The sequence below is a fragment of the Bacillus sp. RO1 genome, from assembly GCF_012524115.1.
Lineage (GTDB): Bacteria > Bacillota > Bacilli > Bacillales > Bacillaceae_I > Sutcliffiella_A.
The window spans coordinates 1-24,874 of sequence record NZ_JAAZWB010000070.1 but is presented as its reverse complement, the minus strand read 5'-3'; the positions used below and the strand labels follow the sequence as shown (position 1 = coordinate 24,874).

Annotated in this window: 29 protein-coding genes; 14 read left to right on the top strand and 15 right to left on the bottom strand. The window is 39.5% G+C overall.

Annotated features, from left to right (window positions below):
- Window positions 1–131 precede the first annotated feature (131 nt).
- From HC179_RS10070 to HC179_RS10055, 4 genes are all read right to left on the bottom strand, one after another.
- Window positions 132–1,166 (bottom strand): alpha/beta fold hydrolase, encoded by a 1,035-nt coding sequence (locus HC179_RS10070; protein WP_168864215.1) that lies wholly within the window; start codon window positions 1,164–1,166, stop codon window positions 132–134.
- Window positions 1,159–1,602 carry a hypothetical protein gene (locus HC179_RS10065; protein ID WP_168864214.1) on the bottom strand — a complete coding sequence of 148 codons (444 nt, stop codon included), beginning with the start codon at window positions 1,600–1,602 and terminating at the stop codon, window positions 1,159–1,161. The genes HC179_RS10070 and HC179_RS10065 overlap by 8 nt, the downstream gene beginning before the upstream one ends.
- Before the next feature lie 31 nt (window positions 1,603–1,633).
- Entirely contained in the window at window positions 1,634–2,410 is a 777-nt protein-coding gene (locus HC179_RS10060; RefSeq protein ID WP_168864213.1) for an SDR family oxidoreductase, read from the bottom strand.
- A gap of 488 nt (window positions 2,411–2,898) precedes the next feature.
- Window positions 2,899–3,096: a cold-shock protein gene (locus tag HC179_RS10055; RefSeq protein ID WP_060665583.1), complete on the bottom strand. Its 198-nt coding sequence runs from the start codon at window positions 3,094–3,096 to the stop codon at window positions 2,899–2,901.
- 464 nt (window positions 3,097–3,560) lie between these two features.
- On the opposite strand from HC179_RS10055, the gene HC179_RS10050 reads away from it, so the two are divergent.
- Entirely contained in the window at window positions 3,561–4,721 is a 1,161-nt protein-coding gene (locus HC179_RS10050) for a dicarboxylate/amino acid:cation symporter (protein WP_168864212.1), read from the top strand.
- Between the two features lie 54 nt (window positions 4,722–4,775).
- Here HC179_RS10050 and HC179_RS10045 read toward each other — a convergent pair whose 3' ends face one another.
- Complete coding sequence (locus HC179_RS10045; protein WP_168864211.1) at window positions 4,776–4,961, bottom strand: hypothetical protein; 186 nt, start codon at window positions 4,959–4,961, stop codon at window positions 4,776–4,778.
- A 399-nt stretch (window positions 4,962–5,360) separates the two neighbouring features.
- Window positions 5,361–5,546 carry an H-type small acid-soluble spore protein gene (locus HC179_RS10040; protein ID WP_148989290.1) on the bottom strand — a complete coding sequence of 62 codons (186 nt, stop codon included), beginning with the start codon at window positions 5,544–5,546 and terminating at the stop codon, window positions 5,361–5,363.
- Window positions 5,547–5,677: 131 nt separating this feature from the next.
- Between HC179_RS10040 and HC179_RS10035 the strand changes: the two genes are divergently transcribed.
- Both HC179_RS10035 and HC179_RS10030 read left to right on the top strand, forming a co-directional pair.
- Window positions 5,678–5,926 (top strand): atypical membrane-integrating protein (Mistic protein), encoded by a 249-nt coding sequence (locus tag HC179_RS10035; RefSeq protein WP_168864210.1) that lies wholly within the window; start codon window positions 5,678–5,680, stop codon window positions 5,924–5,926.
- Window positions 5,927–6,937 (top strand): potassium channel family protein, encoded by a 1,011-nt coding sequence (locus tag HC179_RS10030; protein ID WP_168864209.1) that lies wholly within the window; start codon window positions 5,927–5,929, stop codon window positions 6,935–6,937.
- On the opposite strand, the gene HC179_RS10025 is transcribed toward HC179_RS10030, so the two are convergent.
- The 3 genes from HC179_RS10025 to HC179_RS10015 all read right to left on the bottom strand — a co-directional run bounded on the left by HC179_RS10025 (window position 6,934) and on the right by HC179_RS10015 (window position 9,423).
- Complete coding sequence (locus HC179_RS10025; protein WP_168864208.1) at window positions 6,934–7,341, bottom strand: YugN-like family protein; 408 nt, start codon at window positions 7,339–7,341, stop codon at window positions 6,934–6,936. The two genes, HC179_RS10030 and HC179_RS10025, sit on opposite strands and share 4 nt — an antisense overlap.
- Before the next feature lie 296 nt (window positions 7,342–7,637).
- Window positions 7,638–8,987 (bottom strand): glucose-6-phosphate isomerase, encoded by a 1,350-nt coding sequence (locus HC179_RS10020; RefSeq protein ID WP_088019341.1) that lies wholly within the window; start codon window positions 8,985–8,987, stop codon window positions 7,638–7,640.
- A gap of 187 nt (window positions 8,988–9,174) precedes the next feature.
- A complete protein-coding gene (locus tag HC179_RS10015; protein WP_168864207.1) occupies window positions 9,175–9,423 on the bottom strand; it encodes a hypothetical protein in 249 nt (82 codons plus the stop codon).
- Between the two features lie 345 nt (window positions 9,424–9,768).
- On the opposite strand from HC179_RS10015, the gene HC179_RS10010 reads away from it, so the two are divergent.
- From HC179_RS10010 to mnhG, 7 genes are read left to right on the top strand one after another with little or no spacing between them, the layout of a single operon-like run.
- On the top strand, window positions 9,769–12,180 hold the full coding sequence (locus HC179_RS10010; protein WP_168864206.1) for a Na+/H+ antiporter subunit A: 2,412 nt from the start codon (window positions 9,769–9,771) through the stop codon (window positions 12,178–12,180).
- A complete protein-coding gene (locus tag HC179_RS10005) occupies window positions 12,164–12,589 on the top strand; it encodes a Na(+)/H(+) antiporter subunit B (protein WP_205825284.1) in 426 nt (141 codons plus the stop codon). The genes HC179_RS10010 and HC179_RS10005 overlap by 17 nt, the downstream gene beginning before the upstream one ends.
- Entirely contained in the window at window positions 12,589–12,930 is a 342-nt protein-coding gene (locus tag HC179_RS10000; protein ID WP_168864205.1) for a Na(+)/H(+) antiporter subunit C, read from the top strand. The genes HC179_RS10005 and HC179_RS10000 overlap by 1 nt, the downstream gene beginning before the upstream one ends.
- Window positions 12,923–14,404, top strand: coding sequence for a Na+/H+ antiporter subunit D (locus HC179_RS09995; protein ID WP_168864204.1), 1,482 nt, complete (start codon window positions 12,923–12,925; stop codon window positions 14,402–14,404). The genes HC179_RS10000 and HC179_RS09995 overlap by 8 nt, the downstream gene beginning before the upstream one ends.
- A gap of 6 nt (window positions 14,405–14,410) precedes the next feature.
- Window positions 14,411–14,887, top strand: coding sequence for a Na+/H+ antiporter subunit E (locus HC179_RS09990; RefSeq protein ID WP_168864203.1), 477 nt, complete (start codon window positions 14,411–14,413; stop codon window positions 14,885–14,887).
- A complete protein-coding gene (locus tag HC179_RS09985) occupies window positions 14,888–15,184 on the top strand; it encodes a Na(+)/H(+) antiporter subunit F1 (protein ID WP_168864202.1) in 297 nt (98 codons plus the stop codon).
- On the top strand, window positions 15,168–15,560 hold the full coding sequence (gene mnhG / locus HC179_RS09980) for a monovalent cation/H(+) antiporter subunit G (RefSeq protein ID WP_168864201.1): 393 nt from the start codon (window positions 15,168–15,170) through the stop codon (window positions 15,558–15,560). Before HC179_RS09985 ends, mnhG begins: the two co-directional genes overlap by 17 nt.
- A gap of 48 nt (window positions 15,561–15,608) precedes the next feature.
- Here the strand turns inward: mnhG and HC179_RS09975 are convergent, their stop codons facing one another.
- Window positions 15,609–16,772 (bottom strand): iron-containing alcohol dehydrogenase, encoded by a 1,164-nt coding sequence (locus HC179_RS09975; protein ID WP_168864200.1) that lies wholly within the window; start codon window positions 16,770–16,772, stop codon window positions 15,609–15,611.
- Between the two features lie 183 nt (window positions 16,773–16,955).
- Here HC179_RS09975 and HC179_RS09970 point away from each other — a divergent pair, with 183 nt between their 5' ends.
- Window positions 16,956–17,189: a DUF378 domain-containing protein gene (locus HC179_RS09970; RefSeq protein WP_060665566.1), complete on the top strand. Its 234-nt coding sequence runs from the start codon at window positions 16,956–16,958 to the stop codon at window positions 17,187–17,189.
- Window positions 17,190–17,687: 498 nt separating this feature from the next.
- On the opposite strand, the gene yugI is transcribed toward HC179_RS09970, so the two are convergent.
- Complete coding sequence (gene yugI, locus HC179_RS09965; protein WP_060665565.1) at window positions 17,688–18,095, bottom strand: S1 domain-containing post-transcriptional regulator GSP13; 408 nt, start codon at window positions 18,093–18,095, stop codon at window positions 17,688–17,690.
- Between the two features lie 287 nt (window positions 18,096–18,382).
- On the opposite strand from yugI, the gene HC179_RS09960 reads away from it, so the two are divergent.
- Window positions 18,383–18,745, top strand: a complete 363-nt coding sequence (locus tag HC179_RS09960; protein WP_168864199.1) for a helix-turn-helix domain-containing protein — start codon at window positions 18,383–18,385, stop codon at window positions 18,743–18,745.
- A gap of 124 nt (window positions 18,746–18,869) precedes the next feature.
- On the opposite strand, the gene HC179_RS09955 is transcribed toward HC179_RS09960, so the two are convergent.
- Both HC179_RS09955 and HC179_RS09950 read right to left on the bottom strand, forming a co-directional pair.
- A complete protein-coding gene (locus HC179_RS09955) occupies window positions 18,870–20,030 on the bottom strand; it encodes an aminotransferase (RefSeq protein WP_168864198.1) in 1,161 nt (386 codons plus the stop codon).
- On the bottom strand, window positions 20,027–20,527 hold the full coding sequence (locus tag HC179_RS09950; RefSeq protein ID WP_168864197.1) for an Lrp/AsnC family transcriptional regulator: 501 nt from the start codon (window positions 20,525–20,527) through the stop codon (window positions 20,027–20,029). The genes HC179_RS09955 and HC179_RS09950 overlap by 4 nt, the downstream gene beginning before the upstream one ends.
- 164 nt (window positions 20,528–20,691) lie before the next feature.
- Between HC179_RS09950 and HC179_RS09945 the strand changes: the two genes are divergently transcribed.
- Window positions 20,692–21,531, top strand: a complete 840-nt coding sequence (locus HC179_RS09945; RefSeq protein WP_168864196.1) for an alpha/beta fold hydrolase — start codon at window positions 20,692–20,694, stop codon at window positions 21,529–21,531.
- A gap of 80 nt (window positions 21,532–21,611) precedes the next feature.
- Here the strand turns inward: HC179_RS09945 and HC179_RS09940 are convergent, their stop codons facing one another.
- On the bottom strand, window positions 21,612–21,875 hold the full coding sequence (locus HC179_RS09940) for a DUF1871 family protein (RefSeq protein WP_168864195.1): 264 nt from the start codon (window positions 21,873–21,875) through the stop codon (window positions 21,612–21,614).
- Window positions 21,876–21,980: 105 nt separating this feature from the next.
- On the opposite strand from HC179_RS09940, the gene HC179_RS09935 reads away from it, so the two are divergent.
- Window positions 21,981–23,150: a MalY/PatB family protein gene (locus HC179_RS09935; protein ID WP_168864194.1), complete on the top strand. Its 1,170-nt coding sequence runs from the start codon at window positions 21,981–21,983 to the stop codon at window positions 23,148–23,150.
- A 267-nt stretch (window positions 23,151–23,417) separates the two neighbouring features.
- Here HC179_RS09935 and HC179_RS09930 read toward each other — a convergent pair whose 3' ends face one another.
- Window positions 23,418–24,023 (bottom strand): histidine phosphatase family protein, encoded by a 606-nt coding sequence (locus HC179_RS09930; RefSeq protein WP_168864193.1) that lies wholly within the window; start codon window positions 24,021–24,023, stop codon window positions 23,418–23,420.
- Between the last annotated feature and the right edge of the window lie 851 nt (window positions 24,024–24,874).

Sequence of the window (24,874 nt, the reverse complement as noted above, 5' to 3'; positions counted from 1 at the left end):
CTACTATTTTTCTTTTAGGCCTATAAGAAATTGAATAAAAACAGTTGCTCCAATTCCCATGTATTCTACATAGGGGCTCATGTCCCATTTTGAATTCTCATGTAAAACATTCATTAATCTATCCCTCCCATTTATGAATCTAGCGGTTCTGACCGCTCATGCAACCAACTATCCAAATAATCTGGGAGTCTACCATTTCTAACAGAAGTCCCTGTATGTCCGCCTGTTAATACGTGTGCTGTTTTATCAACACTTGCCACCTCATCCATAATAGGAAAAATGTGATTAAGCGGCACAAGCCGATCTCCTTCTGTCCCTACTACAAGTAGATTTGCTTTAATATTGGATAGCTGGGCTTGTTGGCCATTGATTTTACTTTCATTATTAATAAGCTTGTTTCCCTTTGTGAAATCCTCGATGATTTGCTTAGCAACACCACTTGTTAAAGGGATATGTCCTTTAGTCCATGTATTAAAACGGTGCCATTTCTTAACATAGGCTTCATCACCACTATTCAGCAATAGAGATAAATAAGGAGTAAGATAAATAGGCGATGTCATCAAACGTATACCTGCCTCAACATAAGATGGTGGAATAATTCCGAGCTCATCGATATAACGAGCGGGGTCCATATCCTCTTCCCTCAATGCTTTTACCCATTTATCAAAATAACTTGGGTTGCTGAAATCAACTGGAGTCACAAACAGTATCAGATTTTTTATTGGTTCCTTTGCTATAGATGCATACATAGCTGCAAGTGTGCCACCAAGGCAATAGCCCATTATGGTCACCTCTTTTGCAGAGGAGTGTTTGATTGCAGCCCTTACTCCAGCTTGAATATACGTTGTGATGTAATCATCTATGGTCATGCCCCTATCCTCTAATCCCGGCTTGCCAAAATCAATCATATATACATCAAACCCTTTATTAACAAGCGCTTCAATAGTGCTTCCTCCAGGTAACATATCTAAGATAAAGGGCTGATTAATCAGTGAATAAATGATAAAAATAGGCACATTATATTTTTTAGAAGGTGTTTTGTAATACCAGAGAGTGGCTTTGTTCTTTCTCCAAATCGCTTGTCTGTCCGTTACTCCATCCTTATATGGTGTTTCATTGTAATGAGTCATTTCCTTTTTCCATGCATCCAACTGAAAATCATTCATCTTGATCACTGACCGAAGAACGGACAATCTTTTCATCATATCCAAGCAAGGAAGATACTATCGCTTGACGTTCGGCCATATCTTCCAAGATTACTTTTACTATTTTCTTTTCTTGATTTTGTCCCGAGGGGGTTTTCTCTTCCTGTAACTGTACCTCTAGGCGATCAATTTTTTCTTCTATTTGGATAAGCAGCCTAGCAATATTGGCAACATCGTTTTTAGTAGGAAAATTATATTTCAACGAAAGCACTTCTACCAGTTCCCTCATCTTTCGTAATTTTTCTGCTTCTAACTCGCTTTCTAGGCCAACAATGCGAAATACCGACTCTTTGTTCAGTCCTGCCTTTATTGCTTCATTCCATGCGTTTTCCATCTTTATCGCTTTAACCTTTACCTTTTTTTTCCTTTCATCTTTTTTATTGCTTGAATGCAACATGGTTGATTCACCCTTTCATTTCAATTCAACCTCATATTAAGGAGGTCATCCCTCCATCCACCACCAAAATGTGTCCCACACAGTAATCCGATGCATGAGAGGATAAGAAAACAACTGCCCCCTTTAAATCGTGTTCACGCCCAAAACGTTTTGCGGGGATCTGTTCCTTTAACATTGGAGCGGAGTGTTCTATTATTTTTTCGGTAATTTTAGTAGGAAACATGCCTGGTGCGATGGCATTGACTTGTATGTTATAAGGAGCAAGTTTTACAGCAAGGTCTTTTGTAAATGTAATGACTCCTCCTTTGCTTGTGTTGTAAGCAATGGTGTCCATTAGTTTTGGGTCTGTCCCACCCATTCCGGATACAGATGCAATATTGATTATTTTTCCGTTACCTTGCTTTTGCATGACTCTTGCCGCTTTTTGACTAAATAAAAATAATCCCTTTAGATTAACATTCATTACTTTATCCCACTTGTCAGCCGGCAAGTCTAATGTTGGCGCCATCCAAGATGTTCCACTGTTGTTTACAAGGATGTCCAACGTTCCAAAGTGTCTTACCGTTTCCTCGATTACATGTTGAATTTCTTCCTCTTTTGTAACATCACACGCATATGCAAGTGATTTCACACCTTTTTGTTTCAAGTCCTCGCTTACTTTTTGGCAGGATGCCAGGTCACGCGAACATACAACAACGTTCGCCCCCGCCTCAGCAAGGGCATTAGCCATTTGTTCCCCAAGCCCCTTTCCTCCACCAGTCACAATGGCCGTCTTGTTCTTTAGATTGAACAAATCTTTTATATCCATAATGTGTCCCCCTCTGTATGCTAGTTTCCTATTTCAATCTAGTAACGATTAGTAGATTCCATATAGTATAGTAGCGAACTATTCAAGATGTGTATAAAATGATGAAATGGTGGAGGTGGAAAATACAATAACTATTAAAGGTAAAAAAACTGGCCCCCCAGTTCCTTTTTAGTTGCTTGGTTATGCTCCGCTATTGATTTCCGCAAATAGCTTCGCTTTCCGCGGGACGGTGTTTGAGCCTCCTCGCTGCGCTGTGGGGTCTCAAACTACCGTTTCCCCCCGCTGGAGTATTCGCCTTTTGCTCCAATCAAAGCTATAGATTACTAGAACGAAACGTTTGTGCTTTTACAGTTAATGCGAGTAAATACCCTCTTCATAATGCCCTAGGTAAATGAAATCACTCGGATCATTTACTCTCTTATCTTTAAAAAAAAGCATAAAAAAAAGACCCTCCATATGGAGAGCCTTTTTCTCAACTTATGTCAAAATTACTTTTGAACGTTAGTTGCTTGAGGTCCACGAGCGCCTTGCTCGATTTCGAAAGTTACTGTTTGACCTTCTTCTAAAGATTTGAAACCTTCGCCTTGGATAGCAGAGAAGTGTACGAATACATCGTCTTGTCCTTCAACTTCGATGAATCCGAAACCTTTTTCAGCGTTGAACCATTTTACTTTACCTTCTAACATTATGTTTCCTCCTACAGTGGAACAGTCCACAATTGTATTACCATTCTTGCTCTGCATAATCTTTCAAGACGAAAAACATTGAAGTAAATTCCTTCTATCAGCCTTACCGAACAAAAACAATTAACTTAATCATAGAGGTTATATATCAAAAAATCAAGTTTTATTTGGTTTTGCTAGTAACTTCCATTAGAAAAGTGTACTTTGTTACGGGTGAAGACATACAAGATTTGCTGCATCGATGGTGATTTTCTGTAGTAGTGTACCCATTATTAATCTTTTTATAAACCTATTTTCCTGAAAATTTTTCTTTCTATTACCTTTACATATTTGAAGTAAGCGTTTACTGGAAAATACTTTTTAAAAAATATATCATTTAGTACTTTTCTTTTTTTATTTGTTTTTGTAAGATAATACAATATTCACAAACCATATACAAATGTATTTACAGGGAGGACACTGACATCATGAGGAAATTCGGACTTTTACCCAGAATTATTCTTGCCATTATTTTAGGTGTGACTATTGGAAGTTTTGCACCAGAATGGTTCGTTAAGATATTTGTTACGTTTAACGAGATATTCGGAAACTTTTTAGGATTTGCAATACCTTTAATTATTATTGCATTCATTGCTCCAGGCATTGGAGAAATTGGAAAAGGAGCAGGAAAGTTTCTTGGTTTGACTGCTTCCATTGCTTATCTATCTACCATAGCAGCAGGAGTCTTGGCCTTTTTTGCTACGAGTAGGTTATATCCTACTATATTAAAGAACGCAAGCCTGACAGGAACAATGGAAAATCCAGAGGAAGCATTATTAAAACCTTTCTTAGAACTGGAAATCCCAGCACCATTTGAAGTGATGACTGCACTAATCATTGCATTTACACTAGGTTTAGGTATGTCAGCAATAAAAGGGCAAGCGTTAAAGACTGTCATGATAGAGTTCAGAAGTGTTATTGAACTTGTCATTTCTAAAGTGATCATTCCGCTTTTACCAATCCATATTCTGGGTATTTTTGCAAACATGACTTACGGTGGACAAGTTCAAACGATTATCAATGTGTTTGCAAAAGTATTTGTATTGATTATCTTATTGCATGTAACTATGTTAATTCTTCAATACTCCGTAAGTGGTGCCATGACACGAAAGAATCCTTTTGTGATGCTTAAATCGATGCTGGCTGCTTATTTTACCGCACTTGGAACACAATCATCTGCATCAACAATTCCAGTTACCCTCGAGCGAACCAAGAAGATGGGGGTAAAAGAAAAGACAGCAGATTTTACTGTTCCATTGCTTGCAAATATACATTTGTCAGGTAGTACCATCACAATTGTATCGTGCGCGATGGCGATCATGTTTATTAATGGAATGGATTACTCTCTGCTCATTGTATTCCCTTTCATCATGATGCTTGGTGTAACCATGATTGCTGCTCCTGGCGTACCTGGTGGAGCTGTGATGGCCGCTATCGGGCTATTACAGTCAATGCTTGGGTTTGATGCTACAATGGTATCCTTGATGATTGCTCTTTATCTTGCCCAAGATAGTTTTGGTACAGCATGTAATGTAACTGGTGACGGAGCCATTGCAAATGCCGTTGATAGACTTACAGCGTCTAAATAAATCCATAAAAAGGTGGTTCCCAAGTTTCTCTATTGGGGCCACCTTTTTTGTCTATCATTTTAGAGAACAAGCGACTCTATCGTAGCCAAATTGCTCCAAGAATTCGTTATACGCTTCTATTTTACCAAGGATTATGTCATGTTGAATGTCTCCTGCCGTAGTGGTCTCCATTTCCTTGCAATACTCCTCTATCCTCGATTTCACATAAGAAATAATCGCTGTTTCATTAAAAGAAGTCATTTCCTATCACCTCACATATTGATAGTAGATAGATACCCTTCTTCTAAATACAACAAACAAAAGCAAGCACATTCGTTAATAAAAACAAGTAGTACTGGCTTATCAGCCGCTGTTCCTTTCCGCATATGGCTTCGCTTTCCGCGGGACGGCGCTTGAGTCTCCTCACAGCGCTTCAGGGGTCTCAACCTACCGTTACTCCCCCGCTGGTGTCTTCGCCATTTGCGGAAATCAACAGCGGTGTCTTAACAACATCTAAAATCAATGACTATTTCAGTAGCCTCAACGGAGTCGGGGAGGCTAATGGACCGCAGGCAAGCGAAGCGAATGGAATGGAAATCAACCGTATTATATGTTTTCATTTAATTAAAAAAAGAGACTCAAATTTGAGTCCCACTCTAGTTATTCTCCTAATTCCACTAAGTCGGAAACAGCAACTTGTGTACGCTCTTCTCCAGGTCCACGAAGATGAACTGTTGCAGTCTTTCCATCCTCACTTACTGAATCAATCCATACCTTTGTCCCTTCAAAGGTCACCTCTATTGTTGCGGAAGAGGATAGTATTTGTCTTGCACGTGCTTCATCCATTCTCGTCACTCCCTATACATTATTCATTCATCATGTCATTCCCACTTATTTTTCCAATAATAAACCATTTTATCCCTTTTAAGTTTAAGTTTGAAGGTATTTTGTCAACAATGAAATAAGAGGTGAAGGAGATGAAGATAAGGAAGGAAGAAAAAGAACAATTGAGCGAAGCCATCGATCAGATGAATGAAAGTCTAGACAGGTTTATTGAATTCTATAATGAGTCTGAAGAAGATAAACCTATTATTTCTTTTAATGATGATGTCATTCAATTGATAGAAGCAGGAAAACAAAAGTACGGGGAAGAGGCATTGAACCAAAAAATCAATTCCATTGTTAAAGAAGTGCTCTCTTTTATATCTTCAGGGGATGAGCAATAGATGGATAGAATCAAGGAACAGACTTCCCTCATTTTTAGGTTTGTACATTGGCCTTTAATAGCAAGGATATTAGTCATCATAATTGTCATCAATATTACTTTCGGTTTTCTTATTCATTTTATAGAACCAGATGAATTTCCTTCCATTTTCGATGGAGTATGGTGGGCGATTGTCACTACTGCTACTTTAGGTTACGGAGATTATGTTCCTGTTACTGTCACGGGGAGATCATTAGCTATTATTCTCATATTATTTGGTACAGGTTTTGTCACTACATATTTTGTATCACTGGCTGCAAGTGCCATCGCAACACAAAATGATTACTTGGAGGGCAAAGTGGATTATCGAGGATCTGAACATATTATCGTTATTGGTTGGAATGAGCGGGTAAGAGAAACTTTAAGGCAAATTAATTCCATGAGCAATAAACCTTTATCAATTGTACTTATTGATTCAACGCTAGAGAAAAACCCTCTTCATGACCAAAACGTACATTTTATTAAAGGAAACCCCTGTAATGATCAAACATTACTTTCTGCCAATGTGAAAAGTGCTGGATTTGTTGTCATCTCTGCCGATCAAAGTAAGGATGAAGTTCAAGCGGATATGAGCTCCGTGTTAACATTATTGGCTGTCAAAGGGTTAAATCCTGAAGTTTACACAATCGTTGAGATTTTGACTTCTACTCAAGTCAAGAATGCTCAACGTGCTGGAGCTGACGAAGTAATCCAAACAAATATGTTTACAAGTTATGTGATGACCAACAGTATGATGTCTAATGGTATGTCCAATACTTTGTTAAATATGTTGAATCAGCTGAAGGGAAGCAAACTAAAGTATTTAGAAGTGGAGAAAGAGATGGTAGGAACAACATTTGAAAAACTAAGCAATCAGATGCTACAGAAGAAAATTCTCATTATAGGTATAAAAAGAAGAGGAGACACCATGGTCAATCCTCCTCTTTACACGTTAATTCAAGCAGATGATTGTTTACTTGTCATTAAAGACTAATTTCTGCCAAGCACTGCTTCTAATTCATGTACTAGTGTATGACCGAGTTCAATAAACTCTTTTGGAAAAGTGGCATCTGGATCTTCCGGTTCTGAGAACTGGTCAAATGATGCCGTTCTGTTCCATACGTGTACGTTGTCATCTATTCCAATCTGGTATTTGTGGGAGAGCAGGAACGGTCTTCCGAGCTCCACTGTGGTACCTTGTGAATCCAATTGCCCGTCCACAGATTGAAATGGGACTCTCAAAAATTGATAGCCGACCTCATCGTCTATTTTATAGTCAAAGTAGCCGTGGTCGTAGTCCCAGTTTCCCCCGATGGAATATCCAATGGCTTTTAGTTCTTGCTCTAATTTATACAGTTGAAACTCCGCACCTTCGATTTTTGAAGGAATAGGAATCATAGCAATCCCTCCTTTTATAAGGGTAGGTTTCCCTGTGGAGGGGTTTTCATGCATATTGAAAAAGGGATAGTTCCTTACAACCTGGTGGTCGTAGGAACTATCCCTTTTATGAATTTGGATTGGTTATAACCCCGCTGTTGCTTTCCGCAAATGGCTTCGCTTTCCGCGGGACGGTGCCTTGAGCCTCCTCACTTCGTTGCGGGGTCTCAAGCTACCGCTATCTCCCTCAGGAGTCTTCGCCTTTTGCTCCAAGCAACAGCGGTGGTGTACATAATCCAACATATAAGCTTTATAGCTTATTTTAAGCGTTTTTCTAGTTCTGCTTTGACTTCTTCGAAACCTGGTTTGCCTAGGAGTGCGAACATGTTTACTTTGTATGCTTCTACTCCTGGCTGGTCAAATGGATTTACTCCAAGAAGATAGCCGCTCATTGCGCATGCTTTTTCAAAGAAGTAAACAAGATAGCCGAATGTGTATGCGTCCATTGCTGGAATGTTAACCACAAGGTTCGGTACTCCACCATCTGTATGAGCAAGGAGTGTTCCTTCGTATGCTTTCGTGTTAACAAAGTCAACTGTTTCTCCCGCAAGGTAGTTTAAGCCATCCAAATCAGCCGCTTCTTCTTCTACTGTCAACTCATGACGAGGAGTGTCCACTTTAATAATCGTTTCGAAAAGATCGCGACGGCCTTCTTGTACATATTGACCCATTGAATGTAGGTCTGTTGAGAAGTTGGCAGACGCTGGGAAGATACCCTTTTGGTCTTTCCCTTCACTTTCACCGAATAATTGCTTCCACCATTCGGAGAAGTATTGAAGTCCTGGTTCATAGTTGATCAACATTTCAATCGTTTTTCCTTTGTTGTAAAGGACATTACGAACAGCTGCATATTGATAAGCTGGGTTTTCTTCCAACTCCGATGTAGAGAAGTCACGGCTTGCATCTGCAGCACCTTTCATCATTGCTTCAATATCTGCTCCTGATACAGCTATAGGCAATAATCCTACTGCTGTGAGTACAGAATAGCGTCCACCTACATCATCTGGAATGATAAAAGACTCATATCCTTCTTCAGTAGCGAGTGTTTTCAAAGCTCCACGGGCTTTATCAGTTGTAGCGTAGATACGTTTTCGTGCTTCTTCCTTTCCGTATTTTTCTTCTAAGATTTTACGGAAGATACGGAATGCCAATGCTGGTTCAGTTGTCGTACCAGATTTGGATATCACATTAATAGAGAAATCTTTTCCTTCTAACAGGTCCATTAGGTCTCGCATATAAGTAGAACTGATATTATTCCCAACAAACACAACCTGAGGAGTTTTTCGTTGCTCCTTTGTTAATGCGTTATAGAAGGAGTGATTTAGCATTTCAAGAGCTGCCCGTGCACCAAGGTATGATCCTCCGATACCTACAACTAACAAAATGTCTGAATCATTTTTGATCTTTTCTGCACTTTTTACAATTCGTGCAAACTCTTCTTTGTCATAATCTGTCGGCAGGTCAATCCAACCAAGATAATCATTTCCCGCTCCAGTTTTTTCATGTAATGAATGATGGGCAACCTTTACCGCATCACGTAAGTATGTAATTTCATGTTCGCCAAAAAAAGATAATGCCTTTTTATAATCAAAGCGAATATGTGTCATATAATAACCTCCAAAAAACATATTTGCATGCCAATTTTCACTTTACATAATACTGTCCGATAATTCAAGGATTCCTACGCCCTGTAAGCGGATACACCTAAAAATATTATTTCCTTTTGCTTACTCTCACAAGAAAACGGCTATACATAGTGTATAACCGCTCTCCATTTTCACATTGTCTCTACCATCAAGTCGGTTCGACTTCCACTTCTTCTTTTTCCTTTTTTGCCACGACAATTCGGATATATTCCCGTGGTTTAAATGGTTGGATGACATTCGAGCTTTCCTGTTGATTAGACCCAATGAGCACTATGGAAGAATTTCCATTGTAATAATGGTCCACATAATCTCTTTTTTGCTCAACATTCAACCACCATGCACCAGCAAACAAAGTAGAAAATATGGATAATGCAACAGCTGCTTTTCTTTTCACCATATCTACCACCACCTACGACTAGGATGGCTAAAATATCGACATTTTATGCAATTGGAAAAAAATTTTTTAGGGGCGTTTTGACTAGTTTCTATCATATTTAATATGCAGGACAAAATCGGTCCATACTAACAAACAGTAAGGATGCAAGCGCTTATGATTTAGTATATAATTTGATTTAGTAATTTTTCTTTACAAATAATAATTCCTTTTCACTTGCAACAAGGCAGGTACCAAACCGTTAAGGTGATACTACCTCATCTTAGAAAAAAATGGTATTTGGCGTTGTTTTCTTATGTTTTGAAGGGAATACTATTATTTATAGAAGAAACAGAGGAGGTTTGTGTCTTGTCACTGATTCATTTAGTGATTCTATCGCCTTTTTTGTTGGCGATTCTTGTGCCTTTTGCGCATAAGTACTTTAAAAACATACATACAGGGTGGTTTGTACTGGGCTTGCCACTCGTTTTGTTCATTTACTTTCTCCAATTCTTAAGCACCACCATGAACGGCGAAACGTACACAAGCACCATGAAATGGATTCCTTCCATAGGGATAGATTTTGTTGTTTATTTAGATGGGCTAGGTTTGCTTTTTGCTCTGTTAATCACAGGTATTGGCGCCATGGTCGTTTTATATTCCATTTATTATCTTTCCAAAGAGAAAGAAGCCCTAAATACGTTTTATGTTTATTTACTCATGTTTATGGGTGCGATGCTAGGTGTTGTACTCTCTGACAACCTACTTGTTATGTATTCCTTCTGGGAGTTGACTAGTATTTCTTCCTTCCTGTTGATCAGTTACTGGTACCATCGCGAGAAGTCTCGCTATGGGGCACAGAAGTCGATGTTGATCACAGTGTTTGGTGGACTAGCTATGCTCGCTGGAATCATCCTCTTATACTTAATGACTGGCACGTTTAGCATTCGAGAAAACATCGCCAATGTGGATCTTATCACTAGTCATGAACTATTTATACCGGCACTTCTTTTGTTCTTGCTTGGTGCCTTCACGAAATCAGCACAATTTCCATTCCATATTTGGTTACCGGACGCAATGGAAGCACCAACACCTGTCAGCGCATATCTTCATTCTGCTACCATGGTTAAGGCAGGTATTTATCTTGTAGCACGTATGAGTCCTGTCTTTGCAGGTGCACCAGAATGGTTCTGGCTTGTATCTGGATTCGGTATAGCCACTTTATTCTGGGGTTCATTTTCAGCGGTCAAGCAGACTGATTTGAAAGCAATATTGGCTTTCTCTACTGTCAGTCAGCTAGGATTGATTATGTCCTTGCTTGGAGTAGGAAGTGCAGCAGCATATTATGACTACATTGGAGAAAATGCTTATACGATTGCAACCCTTGCAGCCGTGTTCCACCTAATAAACCATGCGACCTTTAAAGGAAGCCTGTTCATGATTGTGGGAATTGTCGATCACGAAACAGGCACCAGGGATATTAGAAAGCTCGGCGGTCTGATGAATCTGATGCCGATTACTTTTACCTTGGCTATAATTGGGGCATTCTCTATGGCTGGTTTACCCCCTTTCAATGGATTCCTGAGTAAAGAAATGTTCTTTACAGGCATGTTGAAGGCATCGGAAATAAGTGCTTGGAATATGGAAACGCTAGGTATGATTTTTCCGGTACTTGCTTGGATTGCAAGTGTATTCACATTTATCTATAGCATGATTTTAGTTTTCAAAACTTTCACAGGAAAATACCAGCCTGAAAAGCTGGACAAAAAACCGCATGAGGCACCGATTGGCATGCTTATTCCACCAATCATCTTAGCTTCATTAGTTGTTATCTTCGGTTTCTTCCCTATGTTGCTAAAAGGGGTGATTGAACCGGCATTATATTCCATCCTTCCATCAAATGTTTTATCGGTGGAAGTGAAAATTTATCATTGGCATGGCTTTAATACCGAGCTTTTTATGACCATTGGAGTCATTTTGGTAGGGATTCTTCTCTACCTTACCGTTGCGAAGTGGGGGAAAATCTACGAATGGTTCCCACAGAGACTTACACTTAACAAATTATATGACGGTGGGTTAGTAGCATTAGATAGAGGTTCTTCTGCATTTACTAAGTCGCACATGACCGGTTTTATCCGTGACTACCTTGTGATGATTTTCGGATTCATGATTGTTTTGTTAGGAATTCTACTATTTGCAACCGATGCATTTAATGTGAATCTAACTAACGTAGCACCCGCGGGAATTTATGAAGTGATTTTAGCTCTTGTTATGGTAATTTCAGCAGTTACCATACTATTTGTAAAATCCAGACTAGCTGCTATCATTGCGCTCGGTGCAGTGGGTTATTCCATTTCCCTGTTTTTCGTATTGTTTAGAGCACCGGATTTGGCATTAACGCAGTTAATAGTCGAAACAGTCTCGGTAGCATTGTTCTTGTTATGTTTCTATCACCTTCCGGAGCTATCAAAGAAAATGGACAAACTTCGCTTTAAAGTGACAAATTTCATTATTTCTCTAGGCGTTGGTCTTGTCGTCATCTTTATCGGTCTTTCCGTTAATAGCTCAAAGCTGTTTGAATCCATTTCTAGTTATTTTGAGGCTGCTTCCTATAAAGAGGCTGGTGGAAAGAACATGGTAAACGTGATACTTGTTGATTTCCGTGGCTTTGATACATTATTTGAAATTGCGGTGCTCACCATAGCTGCATTTGGGATTTACGCCATGATTAAGCTAAGACTTACAGATAAGAAGGGAGGAGTAAATGGTGAAAGTAAATGATTTAATCTTACAAACCACCACTACACTTTTAACTTTTATCATCTTAATCTTCTCTGTCTATCTTTTCTTTGCTGGGCACTATACGCCAGGCGGAGGTTTTATTGGCGGGTTGATGACATCTGCTGCTCTGGTATTGCTTTTACTTGCTTTTGATAGAAAAACTATACAAAAAGCACTTCCATTCAATTATCTATCGATTGCAGCGGTTGGTTTAATGATATCCGTCATTACAGGGGTCATTGCTCTTTTCTTTGACGTACCATTTCTAACACATACCTTTGGCTATGTAGAATTGCCCCTACTCGGGGAAACTGCATTAACTTCTACTTTACCGTTCGATTTAGGTGTTTATTTAGTTGTAGTAGGAGTTGCAATGACCATTATTCAAACGATAGGAGAGAGTGAATAATGGAAATTATTATGACGATTGTGGCGGGTGTACTTGTCGCAACCGCTACTTACTTGATGTTATCCCGAAGTATTTTACGGATTATTATTGGAACAGCACTATTATCCCACGGAGCCCATTTGTTGTTATTGACCATGGGGGGATTAAAAAGAGGAGCTGCACCTTTACTTGGCCAAGAAGCAAATGCTTATAGCGATCCTTTGCCACAAGCCTTAATTTTAACAGCTATCGTTATTGCATTCGGTGTTACTTCCTTCTTATTAGTTCTAGCTTATAGAGCTTACCAGGAACTAAAAACTGATGATATGGATCAATTAAGGGGAAATGAAAATCATGAATAACTTAGTTATATTACCGATACTGATCCCTTTAATTACAGCAACACTCTTATTGCTGATACCTAAAAAGGTGAAGCTTCAGAAAGTGATCAGCGTCATTTCATTAACGGCTACAACCATTGCAGCAATGGTTCTTGTCCATAATGTATATATGAACGGCATTCAAACATTGGAAATAGGAAGTTGGAGGCCACCATTTGGAATCGTGCTAGTAGCAGACATGTTTGCCGCCCTACTTGTATTAACTGGTGTAATTGTGAGTTTCACTTGCGTACTATTTTCCTTTCGTAACATTGGGAAGGACAGAGAAAACTTTTTCTTCTATGCATTTACACAATTTTTAATTACAGGAGTTATGGGAGCATTTCTTACAGGCGACCTGTTTAACTTGTTCGTATTCTTTGAGGTAATGCTAATGTCCTCCTATGCATTGATAGTACTTGGAGGCACTAAAATTCAGCTAAGAGAGTCTATCAAGTATCTATTAGTTAACATTATTTCTTCTGCTTTATTCGTTATAGCACTAGCATATCTATACGGATTAGTCGGCACACTGAATATGGCAGATGTTTCGGATAAAATTGCACAATCAGGGCAAACAGACATCGTGACAATTGTGGCCATCCTTTTCTTAATCGTATTCGGATTAAAAGGTGGGATTTTCCCATTATACTTCTGGTTGCCTGGTTCCTATCAAGCTCCACCGTATGCCATTACTGCCATTTTTGGTGCACTATTAACAAAAGTCGGTGTGTATTCCATCTATAGAATATTCACTTTAATCTTTTATCACGAGCCGCAAATCACTCATCAAATCATTGCTGCATTGGCAATTATCACCATTCTTATTGGTGCTATCGGAGCAATCGCATATTGGGACGTTAAGAAAATATTGATTTATAACATTGTTACAGCAGTTGGAGTGATCATTTACGGAATCTCCATTGCTACTGAAACCGGTTATGCAGGTGGGATTTATTATCTTGTTCATGATATGGTCATAAAAGGAGCTCTGTTTTTATTGGCAGGAGCGATGTTTACCATTACAGGGACTGATAATATAAAGAAAATGGGTGGATTAATTAAACGTCATCCGCTATTAGGATGGATGTTCTTCACTGCTTGCCTGGCGCTTGCCGGCATTCCTCCTTTAAGCGGGTTCGTTGGAAAAATACTACTAGCTCAAGGCGGTTTAGAACAGGAACATTATATATTCGTTGCCGTGATGCTTTTCAGTAGTTTGTTGGTATTGTATTCCGTTATGAAAATATTCATGAACTGTTTCTTTAGGGAAGAAGTGTTAAGTCCAAAAGAAGAAAAAGGTACAACCAAGGGCCTTGTTTATCCATCGGTTATTTTAATCGCACTCTCTGCTTTCCTTGGTCTAGGAGCAGAATTCGTATATCCATACGTTTTTGAGGCGGCAGAAACATTGATGGATCCATCCATCTATATCCAAGCAGTTTTAAAGGAGTAGTTTCGCATGGCTTTTCAAATTTTGATAAATGTAGTAATTGCATTCAGTTGGATGTTTCTTAAAAACCAATGGGCCATCCCCGACTTCATCATTGGATACTTTTGGGGGCTTGTTATCTTATTTTTAATGAGAAGGTTTCTTCCCGGCCGGTTTTATTTTGAACGGGTACTTGCGGCCGGACGACTATTTTTCTTGTTTTTACGGGAGCTCGTTCTTGCAAACGTACAAGTAATCCGCGATATTCTGCGCCCTAAACTAAAAATTGAACCTGGGATTTTCGCCATGCCGACAGAGCTTAAAAGTGATTGGGAAATTACGTTACTTTCCCTTTTAATAACTTTAACTCCAGGTACATTGGTAATGGATATATCTGATGACAATAAGATTCTTTATATCCATGCCATGAATATTCCTGATACAAATCAGGCAATAGCAGAAATAAAAAACACCTTTGAAAAAGCTATTATGGAGGTGACCCGATAAATGATTGAAAGTACGTTTGACTTATTACTATCTATCAGCTTAATGATCCTTTCCATTGCAACTTTAGGACTTGTGTATCGGGTTATTAAGGGGCCTTCCGTGCCGGACCGGGTAATGGCATTAGATTCTATTGGAATCAATCTAATTGCCATTACAGCCATTACGTCTATCATGTTAAGGACAGATGCCTTCTTAGAAGTCATACTTTTAATCGGGGTCATTGCTTTTGTAGGTACGGTCGCGTTTTCTAAATTTCTGCAAAAAGGAGAGATAATTGAGTATGACAGAGACAATTAACATATTTATTGGCCTTGTCGTACTACTAGGCTCTCTTCTTAGCTTAGTAACGACCATTGGCTTGATTAGACTCCCGGATGTATATACACGCAGTCATGCAGCATCCAAGAGCGCTACACTTGGTGTCTTGTTAATTCTAATTGGGGCTTTACTATATTTCTGGTTTGCGGACAATTATTTTAGTGCACGATTGGTACTTGGAATAGTGTTTGTATTTATTACAGCCCCTGTTGCAGGTCACCTAATATCAAGAGCAGCCTATTATACAAATGTTCCACTATGGGAAAAGACCGTTCAGGATGATCTAAAGACAAAAGAACGTCCTAAAACAAAAAAAGAAGTAGAAAAAAGACAAAAAGTCCATACTGAGGCATAAGCAAAAAAACTGGCAGAACCGTATCCGGTTCTGCCAGCTTTTTTTATTTTATAGAGATGCTTTCAAGATAGAAGTGACATCCTCATGTGATAGTGATTTAAAGTTCCCCACTGCACCTCGTGACATAACATGCTCAGCCATTTTGTCAATGTTCTTACCATCAATATCATAATCGGCTAATCTTGTTGGAGCTCCAAGGCTTGACCAGAATTCGCGTAGTCTGCGGATGCCCTCCAAAGCTATTTCCTTGTCAGATGAGCCATTATCCTGCACGCCAAACACTCTTACAGCCAACTGTTTAAATCGGCCAAGATTCGCATCCATTACATGCTCCATCCAATTTGGGAACAGAATAGCCAATCCACCTGCATGCGGAATATCATAGATGGCAGAAACAGCATGCTCAATGCCATGAGTTGCCCAATCCCCACGATAGCCCATCTGTAGCATACCATTAAGCGCGATAGTCCCATTAAACAGTATTGTTTCGCGGTGTTCATAGCTTTCCAGATCTTCTAAAAGCTTGGGAGCCGTTTCCATCACGGTAGTTAGAACTGCTTCACACATACGATCTTGCAGTGGTGTATTGGTTGTCTGATGAAAATACTGCTCTAATACATGTGACATCATGTCAACAATACCATAAACAGTGTGATCTTTTGGCACAGTAAATGTATTAACTGGGTCTAGAATAGAAAACTTGGGGAACGTCACAGGACTGCCCCAACCATATTTCTCATTCGTTTCCCAATTTGTAATAACAGAGCCTGCATTCATCTCAGAGCCTGTTGCAGCTAGAGTCAATACGGTTCCAAATGGCAGGGCTTCTGTAGCAATATGCTTTCTAAGTACAATATCCCATACATCGCCATCATACTTGGCACCTGCAGCGATTGCTTTTGTACAATCAATTACACTACCTCCACCGACTGCTAAAAGGAAATCAATTTGATTTTCATTACAAAGTTCGATTCCTTTTCTGACTGTGGATAATCTAGGGTTAGGTTCCACACCTGCAAGCTCCGTTATTGTTGCGCCTGCTTTATGTAAAGTATTTATCACATTATCATAAAGCCCACTTCTTTTAATGCTACCTCCACCATAAACAAGGAGAACATTCTTGCCGTATGCCTCCATTTCTTGAGGCAATGTTTCAAGTTGCCCTTTTCCGAATATTAGCTTTGTTGGATTATAAAAAGTAAAATTATCCATTACTATTACCTCCCTTTTGCCATGATTATGGATGATTTTTTCATTGCTTGCAAAGATTTAGCTTCGAGGCCGTGATTGCCCACTGTTATCATGCTTCAACTAAAAAATTTTATAAATGAATAATTTCTGCTCATTTACAAAATATATGAGGGAAAGCACTTATATTCTCAAGGAGGGAATGTTATGAGTACTATTCAACGTATTGCACTAGTATTGACTATTGTCGGAGCTATTAACTGGGGATTAATCGGATTTTTCCAATTCGATCTAGTAGCAGCAATCTTTGGTGGCCAAAGCGCAGCCTTGTCCCGAATCATATACGGTCTAGTCGGAATTGCCGGACTGATCAACCTAGGACTTCTTTTCGTGCCATCTGAGCAGCATGAAAGTGAAGTTGAGCCAAGAACAACTCGATAATGAACCTAAGGACCGCCTCCCTCACAGGGGCGGTTTTCATTTTTTTAGCGAAGTTGTGGCACATGGGAGGGTATTGTAACTTTTCGGAGGTTGATTGTAACTAATTTCAAGGTTATTGTAACTATTTTGGCTATGATTGTGACTTTTTTATGGGTTATTGTGATAATTCGGTATGCGAAAGAATTGGACGTTACAAGGATAAATGATAATTGTTTGGTTAATTACCGCTGTTCCTTTCCGCAAATGGCTTCGCTTTCCGCGGGACGGTGCTTGAGCCTCCTCACTTCGTTGCGGGGTCTCAACCTACCGTTACTCCCCCGCTGGAGTCTCCGCGATTTGCTCCAATCCACAGCTAGAAATTACGTTTAAGAATTGTTAATGCTTTTTAGCTAACTCATTTAGACTCCTTTTGTCTAAACAATTTCAAAAATCAAGGACTTTTTCTCTATCATTAAAAAAAGACACCCCTCACAGGATGTCTCTCTCACTTAATCAAGATTACTTCTTAATTAGGTCGTTACGGTTGGATTGCTCAATCCACTCTTCTAATTTGTCTTTAAGCGTGTTGAAACCACCAGGAGCCTCTTCTGTGTGGTTTTTCACTACAGTAGCTTGGCGCTTCTTAGGCTTTCTTTGTGCAGCTGCTGGAGCTTCAGCAGGCGCTTCTTGAGTAGCTTTGATAGACAAGCTAATTTTGTTAGACTTCTCGTCAACAGAAAGAACCTTTACTTGAACCTCATCGCCCATTTTCAAATGTTCGTTTACATCTTTCACATAACCGTGCGTAATTTCAGAAATATGAACAAGACCTTGAGTTTCTTCGTCAAGCGCAACGAACGCTCCGTAAGGTTGAATACCTGTTACTTTACCAGTTAATACACTTCCAATTTCGAATTTATCAGACATGAAAACACTCCTAAATAATTTAATTTTTATACACATTGAACGCAATAAAAGATTATACCACAAATTCGATACTTTATCAAAAATACTTTTTTGGATAATTGGAGTCCTCATTATTATTTGTGCATTTGGTCACTAATATCCTTTAAATGTAGAAAATAACCTTTTGTTCATGAATTACGCAAATATTTATAAACTAATGATGAAAGAGTAAAAATATGTTCAAACTTTCTCTAGATTAAACATGGTATGATAAAAGTAAGAAATTGCTTACATTGGAGGTAATCGGAATGAGAAATATTGGGGAAAACATCCGTTTTTATCGGGAACGAGCAAAAATGTCCGCTGCCGAACTTGCTCTCAAGATCCGCGTTGGAACAGGCACCATTGAAAAGTATGAAGCTGGTCTACAAACACCCGACATGCAAACCATCCTAAAAATTTCTACGGTTTTAGATGTACCTGCTTCTGAACTACTAGAATCCTTTACTTCCAAAAACACTACAGGTCTAGATCCAGAACTAGAGGAATTAATTAAAGAAGTAGGGGTTAAAAGAGCCAAGTTAATTCTCAGAAAAGCCAAAGATTATTCAGATGAAGACTTCTTAAATGTCATGCAAGTATTGTACGAAAAAAAATATAGCACTCAATAAAGAATTTTCTAAAAATCATGTTTTAAAAATAATTTAGATGGGAATACTTATACCATCAAGGCTTTCTAGTATTCCCCCTTTTGTTAGGACCAAGTCCACGTTGGACTTGGTCCCTTTTTTTGTACTAGCGATACTTTGTTACAAATCGCTCCATCCTTTTAATCGCTTCTTGTAGCTGTTCCAAAGACGATGCGTATGAGCATCTCACATACCCTTCACCGCTTTTTCCAAACACATCTCCAGGTACCACTGCCACTTTTTCCTCTAACAGTAATCTTTCTGCGAATTCCTGAGAGCTAAGTCCAGTATGCTTGACAGATGGAAAGGCATAAAATGCACCACCAGGATTGTGACAATCAAGTCCTATCTCATTTAGAGAAGACACAAAATAGTTGCGTCGTCTACGGTAACTCTTTTTCATTGCTTCAATATCCTGACGACCATTTCTTAACGCTTCTATGGCGCCATACTGTGCCATAGTAGAAGCACACATCATCGCATACTGATGGATTTTTAGCATGGCTTCAATAATGTCGGTGGGTCCAGCTACAAAACCTAATCGCCAACCCGTCATTGCAAAGCCTTTTGAGAAACCTGATATTAGAATGGTTCGTTCCTTCATTCGGGGAAGAGTGGCAAAGCTGGTAAACTTCTCATCAAAGCTTAATTCAGCATAAATTTCATCTGATAAAACGAGCAAATCATGTTTTTCAACAAGTTGACTTACTTCCATGAGTTCGTCCTTTGAAAGCATTGTACCGGTCGGATTGTTAGGAAAACAAAGAAGTATTGCCTTCGTCCTGTCTGTAATGGCCTGTTCTAATTCATGGAAGTCGATACCGAACCCTCTCTCAGCATCTGCTCCTACTTTAACCGCAGTGCCTCCAACCAATTCAATGAGGGGGGCATAGGAAACGAAACACGGTTCAATCACAATCACTTCATCACCAGGATCAACAATTGCGCGTATCGATAGATCCAACGCTTGACTTGCTCCCACCGTGACGATTACGTCGGTTTCCGCTCTGTACTCTACTTCAAATTGCTCGACTAAATAACGGCTGATTTCTTTTCTTAATTCCAGCAATCCTGCATTTGCTGTATAGGACGTATGTCCATTATGTAAAGAAGCAATGCAGGCTTCCCTCACTCCCCACGATGTTACGAAGTCTGGTTCGCCCACTCCTAAGGAGATAACACCTTCCATATTCGCAGCTAAATCGAAAAATCGACGAATCCCGGAAGGCTGAAGGTTTTGAACATGTTTTGCGACTCTGTTTCTCATGGCGACACCACAATTCGACGATCATCTTCTCCCTGATCAAAAATCGTTCCATCATGTTTATACTTTTTTAAGATGAAATGGGTAGTCGTCGAGATGACCGAGTCTAAGGTAGAGAGTTTTTCAGAAACAAAATTTGCAACCTGAGAAAGTGACTTTCCTTCTATTACGACTGATAAATCATATGCCCCCGACATTAGATATACTGATTTGACTTCTGGAAACCGGTATATATTTTTTGCAATTTCATCGAAACCGACCTCACGCTTTGGTGTCACTTTCACGTCAATCATCGCTGTCACACCTTCGAAATTGTCGACCTTTCGCCAATCAATGACTGCCCCATATTCCACGATCACTCGTTTTTCTTCCAACCTTTTTAACATACTATCTGTTTCTTCTTCTGTTAGTTCCATCATTTTGGAAAGTACATCTATATGGATCCTTCCGTTTTCTTCAATAATTTGAAGCAAATCCAATTCTTTTTCTGTTAATTGCATACGCTCATTCCATCTCCTTCATATAAACATTGACTCATTATAGCAAATATTCCGCCTAAATGTATTACGATTATTTTACAGAACATATTCAAGAAAATACAAAGGTTTGAAATAGCAAGGAGAGGATAAAATACCTATAACAATTCAAACCAGGAGTGACAGAGATGAAGACCAATCAATTCACGACCAATATTGGGGGGATCAATGTGTTTTATGAGTTTCACCATGACTCAAACTCTCCCTTTACCAATAAACCAACACTTGTCCTTATCCACGGGTTTCTTTCGTCTTCTTTCAGCTTTCGCCGCTTAATCCCATTGCTAACAAAAGAATACACGGTTCTTGCCATTGATTTACCGCCATTTGGGAAAAGTGGGAAATCCAAAAAATTCGTGTATTCCTATGAAAACATGGCGAAAGTCGTGATATCCCTTCTAGATAAGCTAGGGATTAAACGCACTGTTTTAATTGGACATTCAATGGGTGGACAGATATCCTTGAACATCAGTAATCAGAAACCTGAACTCGTTGAAAAAGTGGTCCTGTTGTGTAGCTCAGGTTATTTAAAAAGAATGCGCAGGTCCATCATTTATTCATCACGCATTCCATACTTCTATGTATGGTTAAAATATTGGCTGGCAAGACAAGGCCCTATCCAAAATTTATTGAACGTGGTGTATGATCATTCTTTAATTGATGACGAGATGATTGCGGGCTATACAGAACCTTTTTATGATGACCAAATTTTTGTAGCACTAACGAGAATGATACGCGATCGAGAAGGAGATCTTGCTGAAGAGATATTAAGAAAGATTGAAACACCAAGCCTATTGATTTGGGGGGAAGAGGATAAAGTAGTTCCTCTTGAGGTCGGGAAAAGACTCCATAAAGACTTGCCGAACTCCCGGTTAATCACTTATAAAAAAACCGGTCACCTACTTCCAGAGGAAAAGCCGCAAGATGTGCATAATAATATTTTAGACTTTTTGCAAACCTCTCCATAAGAAAGGAGAAAAGCTCTCACCGGCTTTTCTCCTTTTTATGAGGAAGCTTATTTTCATGACAATTAAGAATCAAGGGCTTATTATAAAGAACAAGAATCCTCTTCGTTTTTTATGACCAATAGCTCTATCGCCTTTTCTTTACATTTGGATAGCGGAATAAATTCCTCAAAAGAAAATTCATAAATATCTTGGATTTTTTGTGCTAATATTTCTGTATCGTCAAGTTCATGCACAGCTTGAACAACGTCCACACATTCCGTATCATAGGCATCAACACCATAGCCCAGTGGATCCCATTGCAATAAGTTTTCCATTAATCGAACATTCACACTTGCTTTTATCATGATACTTCCACCTTGCTTTCAACAACATTTACTGCATATTATACCTTGTTTTTTGGAAATTGTTTAGTAGACTCAGGTCGAATTGATTGGAGGCGATGAACATTTATGAAAACCTATGATTTCAGCGAACACATCAGCAGAAAAAATACTTCCAGTGTCAAATGGGATGAAACTGCTCGGGTTTTCGGAAGTAGTGATGTATTGCCCATGTGGGTGGCTGACATGGATTTTCAGGCACCAAAAGAGGTAACCCAAGAAATTATGGAGAAGGCACAACATGGTATTTACGGATACACTTCCATTTCCCCATCTGTCAATGCTGCCGTTGTAAGCTGGTTTCAAAAACAACACAACTGGAAGCTTAAACAGGAATGGCTCACCTATATTTCTGGTGTGGTTCCAGCATTGAGCGCGACCATCCAAACCTTTTCCAACGCAGGGGACAAGGTTATCGTTTTTTCTCCTGTCTATTATCCTTTTTATGACATGGTAACTTATAATGACCGGAAATTAATTACTAGTCCTATGGAATATAGAGATGGTCGGTATCATATGGATCTTCATCACTTTGAAGAACAACTAGATGGAGATGTAAAGCTTCTTTTATTATGCAATCCTCATAACCCAGGTGGCACAGTTTGGTCTCGGAAGGAATTAAAGAGCCTTGGGAAGCTTTGTGTAAAGCACAATATAATTATCGTTTCCGACGATATACATGCTGATCTAGCATTCAATAATCACAAGTATTATCCCATTGCATCTATTTCTGAGGACATTGCTACGCAGACTGTTACTTGTATTGCTCCGACCAAAACCTTTAACATCGCTGGATTACAGGCGGCCGCAATGGTCACTTCAAACCAATCACTTCGTGAAAAATTGGAGTTTTTCTTAAAAAAGCAGGGCCATTTCTTGTTGAATATGCTAGGTGTCTCTGCAATGGAAGCAGCTTACAGGTATGGGAAACCGTGGCTTGACGAAGTGTTGCATTATATAGAAGACAACATGGATGACGCAGTGGAGTATATTGATAAAGAGATTCCAAATGTACACGCACGCAAGCCGGAAGGGACTTACCTGCTCTGGATCGATTGCAGGAAGCTAGGTTTAGAAGAGGAAGAACTAAAGCGCCGCCTGCTTCATAAAGGAAAGCTTGCCCTTGAGTCCGGAAGCAAGTTCGGCAAAGAAGGAAACGGTTTTCTTCGCATGAATGTCGCCTGCACAAAAGCAACCTTGCAAGAAGGCCTTCTAAGACTAAAAACTGCCCTGAGTTAAGAAGATAATAATATAAAGAAAACCTAGCTGGTGATTGGAGCAAAAAGCGAAGACTCCTCGAAAATGCTACGCATTTTCTTCGTGCGATGTTACGCTGTCGAAGCCTTTCTTGTACTGAGTGAGATAGCGTTAGGTGGAGACCCCGCAGGCGTAGCCGAGGAGGCTCACGTCAGCCCCTAGGAAAGCGAAGCCATTTGTGGAAATCAACAGCAGTGTTATTTAGAACAAAAAATATGGGTTATGCAGCACAACGCTTGCATAACCCGATTACATATTATATAAGTGCTCTGAATCATTCAATGATACAACAGATAAACCTTCATCATTTTTCCTGATAATGTGCATTCCTGTATCTCCTGTCGGGAACTTAATGTTCGAGTGAACAGGTAACTGCAGCAGTGCTTTCAATAAATTAGAAGTAGTCCCCCCATGTGACACAATCGCAATTCTGACAACAGCAGAACTCTCTGATAAGATTTTTGATAACGTCATTTCGGCCCTCATGCGAAATTCAATTTCAGATTCTCCATTCTGGATCCTCTCATGTGGTTTTCTTCCTCCAGGCGGCAATGGATACTTAGTAGCTGCCACTTCTCGAGGTAAACCTGCCAGTACCCCGTTGTTATATTCCATCAGGCCTGGTTCCTTAATTACCATGCAACCTACTTCTTCAGCCAATATGGCGGCCGTTTCTGACGCTCTTTTTAATGTACTGGTCCATATGATATCTGGAGGACAATGCTCGTTTAATCGGCAAGCCAGCCTTTTTGCCTGCATCTTTCCAAGTTCCGTCAAAGGGTAATCTGCTCTCCCCTCATGAACTTGGAGAATATCTGCTTCTGATTGTCCATGCCTTATTAATAGTATCTCCAAAGATGCACCCCCCTTTTATCTATAAATTTAAAATTATCTCAAAACTATGAACTGTGTCAATAAGATTACGAATATTTCTTTAATAATACAAAGGAATTCGAACAAAAAAGGCAGTTCCCCTCAGCTAACTGCCAAAATTAAATTATGGTCCCAGGTCCTTTGAATATTGGGCGGACCTTCCCTTTGTGCTTCGATCTATAACGAATGAAGGCTTCTCTTGTTTTATTTCCTTGTCACTCAGGTCTTTATATCGACTATGAGGACTTCCCTACTCCTCTTATCTCGTCTTCGAGGTCTTCATCACGACTATGAAGACTCCTCTACTTCTTTTTCCTTGTCACCAAGGTCTTCATACTCGCCATGAAGACTTCCCTACTTCCCTTATCTCGTCTTCGAGGTCTTCATAACGGCTATGAGGACTCCTCTACTCCTTTTTCCTTGTCACCAAGGTCTTCATACTCGCTATGAAGACTCCTCTACTCCTTTTTCCTTGTCACCAAGGTCTTCATACTCGCCATGAGGACTTCCCTACTACCCTTATCTCGTCTTCAAGGTCTTCATAACGGCTATGAAGACTCCTCTACTCCTTTTTCCTTGTCACCAAGTTCTTCATACTCGCCATGAGGTCTTCCCTACTTCTCTTATCTCGTCTTCGAGGTCTTCATAACGGCTATGAGGACTCCTCTACTCCTTTTTCCTTGTCACCAAGGTCTTCATACTGGCTATGAAGACTTCTCTACTCCTTTTTCCTTGTCACCAAGGTCTTCATACTCGCCATGAGGACTTCCCTACTTCCCTTATCTTCTCATCGAGGTCTTCATCACGGCTATGAAGACTCCACTACTCCTTTT

Coding starts and splice junctions, on each gene's coding strand:
- HC179_RS10070 (WP_168864215.1), bottom strand. CDS start 1,166: ATGAATGATTTTCAGTTGGATGCATGGAAAAAGGAAATGACTCATTAC.
- HC179_RS10065 (WP_168864214.1), bottom strand. CDS start 1,602: ATGTTGCATTCAAGCAATAAAAAAGATGAAAGGAAAAAAAAGGTAAAG.
- HC179_RS10060 (WP_168864213.1), bottom strand. CDS start 2,410: ATGGATATAAAAGATTTGTTCAATCTAAAGAACAAGACGGCCATTGTG.
- HC179_RS10055 (WP_060665583.1), bottom strand. CDS start 3,096: ATGTTAGAAGGTAAAGTAAAATGGTTCAACGCTGAAAAAGGTTTCGGA.
- HC179_RS10050 (WP_168864212.1), top strand. CDS start 3,561: ATGAGGAAATTCGGACTTTTACCCAGAATTATTCTTGCCATTATTTTA.
- HC179_RS10045 (WP_168864211.1), bottom strand. CDS start 4,961: ATGACTTCTTTTAATGAAACAGCGATTATTTCTTATGTGAAATCGAGG.
- HC179_RS10040 (WP_148989290.1), bottom strand. CDS start 5,546: ATGGATGAAGCACGTGCAAGACAAATACTATCCTCTTCCGCAACAATA.
- HC179_RS10035 (WP_168864210.1), top strand. CDS start 5,678: ATGAAGATAAGGAAGGAAGAAAAAGAACAATTGAGCGAAGCCATCGAT.
- HC179_RS10030 (WP_168864209.1), top strand. CDS start 5,927: ATGGATAGAATCAAGGAACAGACTTCCCTCATTTTTAGGTTTGTACAT.
- HC179_RS10025 (WP_168864208.1), bottom strand. CDS start 7,341: ATGATTCCTATTCCTTCAAAAATCGAAGGTGCGGAGTTTCAACTGTAT.
- HC179_RS10020 (WP_088019341.1), bottom strand. CDS start 8,987: ATGACACATATTCGCTTTGATTATAAAAAGGCATTATCTTTTTTTGGC.
- HC179_RS10015 (WP_168864207.1), bottom strand. CDS start 9,423: ATGGTGAAAAGAAAAGCAGCTGTTGCATTATCCATATTTTCTACTTTG.
- HC179_RS10005 (WP_205825284.1), top strand. CDS start 12,164: ATGGTGAAAGTAAATGATTTAATCTTACAAACCACCACTACACTTTTA.
- HC179_RS10000 (WP_168864205.1), top strand. CDS start 12,589: ATGGAAATTATTATGACGATTGTGGCGGGTGTACTTGTCGCAACCGCT.
- HC179_RS09995 (WP_168864204.1), top strand. CDS start 12,923: ATGAATAACTTAGTTATATTACCGATACTGATCCCTTTAATTACAGCA.
- HC179_RS09990 (WP_168864203.1), top strand. CDS start 14,411: ATGGCTTTTCAAATTTTGATAAATGTAGTAATTGCATTCAGTTGGATG.
- HC179_RS09985 (WP_168864202.1), top strand. CDS start 14,888: ATGATTGAAAGTACGTTTGACTTATTACTATCTATCAGCTTAATGATC.
- mnhG (WP_168864201.1), top strand. CDS start 15,168: ATGACAGAGACAATTAACATATTTATTGGCCTTGTCGTACTACTAGGC.
- HC179_RS09975 (WP_168864200.1), bottom strand. CDS start 16,772: ATGGATAATTTTACTTTTTATAATCCAACAAAGCTAATATTCGGAAAA.
- HC179_RS09970 (WP_060665566.1), top strand. CDS start 16,956: ATGAGTACTATTCAACGTATTGCACTAGTATTGACTATTGTCGGAGCT.
- yugI (WP_060665565.1), bottom strand. CDS start 18,095: ATGTCTGATAAATTCGAAATTGGAAGTGTATTAACTGGTAAAGTAACA.
- HC179_RS09960 (WP_168864199.1), top strand. CDS start 18,383: ATGAGAAATATTGGGGAAAACATCCGTTTTTATCGGGAACGAGCAAAA.
- HC179_RS09955 (WP_168864198.1), bottom strand. CDS start 20,030: ATGAGAAACAGAGTCGCAAAACATGTTCAAAACCTTCAGCCTTCCGGG.
- HC179_RS09950 (WP_168864197.1), bottom strand. CDS start 20,527: ATGCAATTAACAGAAAAAGAATTGGATTTGCTTCAAATTATTGAAGAA.
- HC179_RS09945 (WP_168864196.1), top strand. CDS start 20,692: ATGAAGACCAATCAATTCACGACCAATATTGGGGGGATCAATGTGTTT.
- HC179_RS09940 (WP_168864195.1), bottom strand. CDS start 21,875: ATGATAAAAGCAAGTGTGAATGTTCGATTAATGGAAAACTTATTGCAA.
- HC179_RS09935 (WP_168864194.1), top strand. CDS start 21,981: ATGAAAACCTATGATTTCAGCGAACACATCAGCAGAAAAAATACTTCC.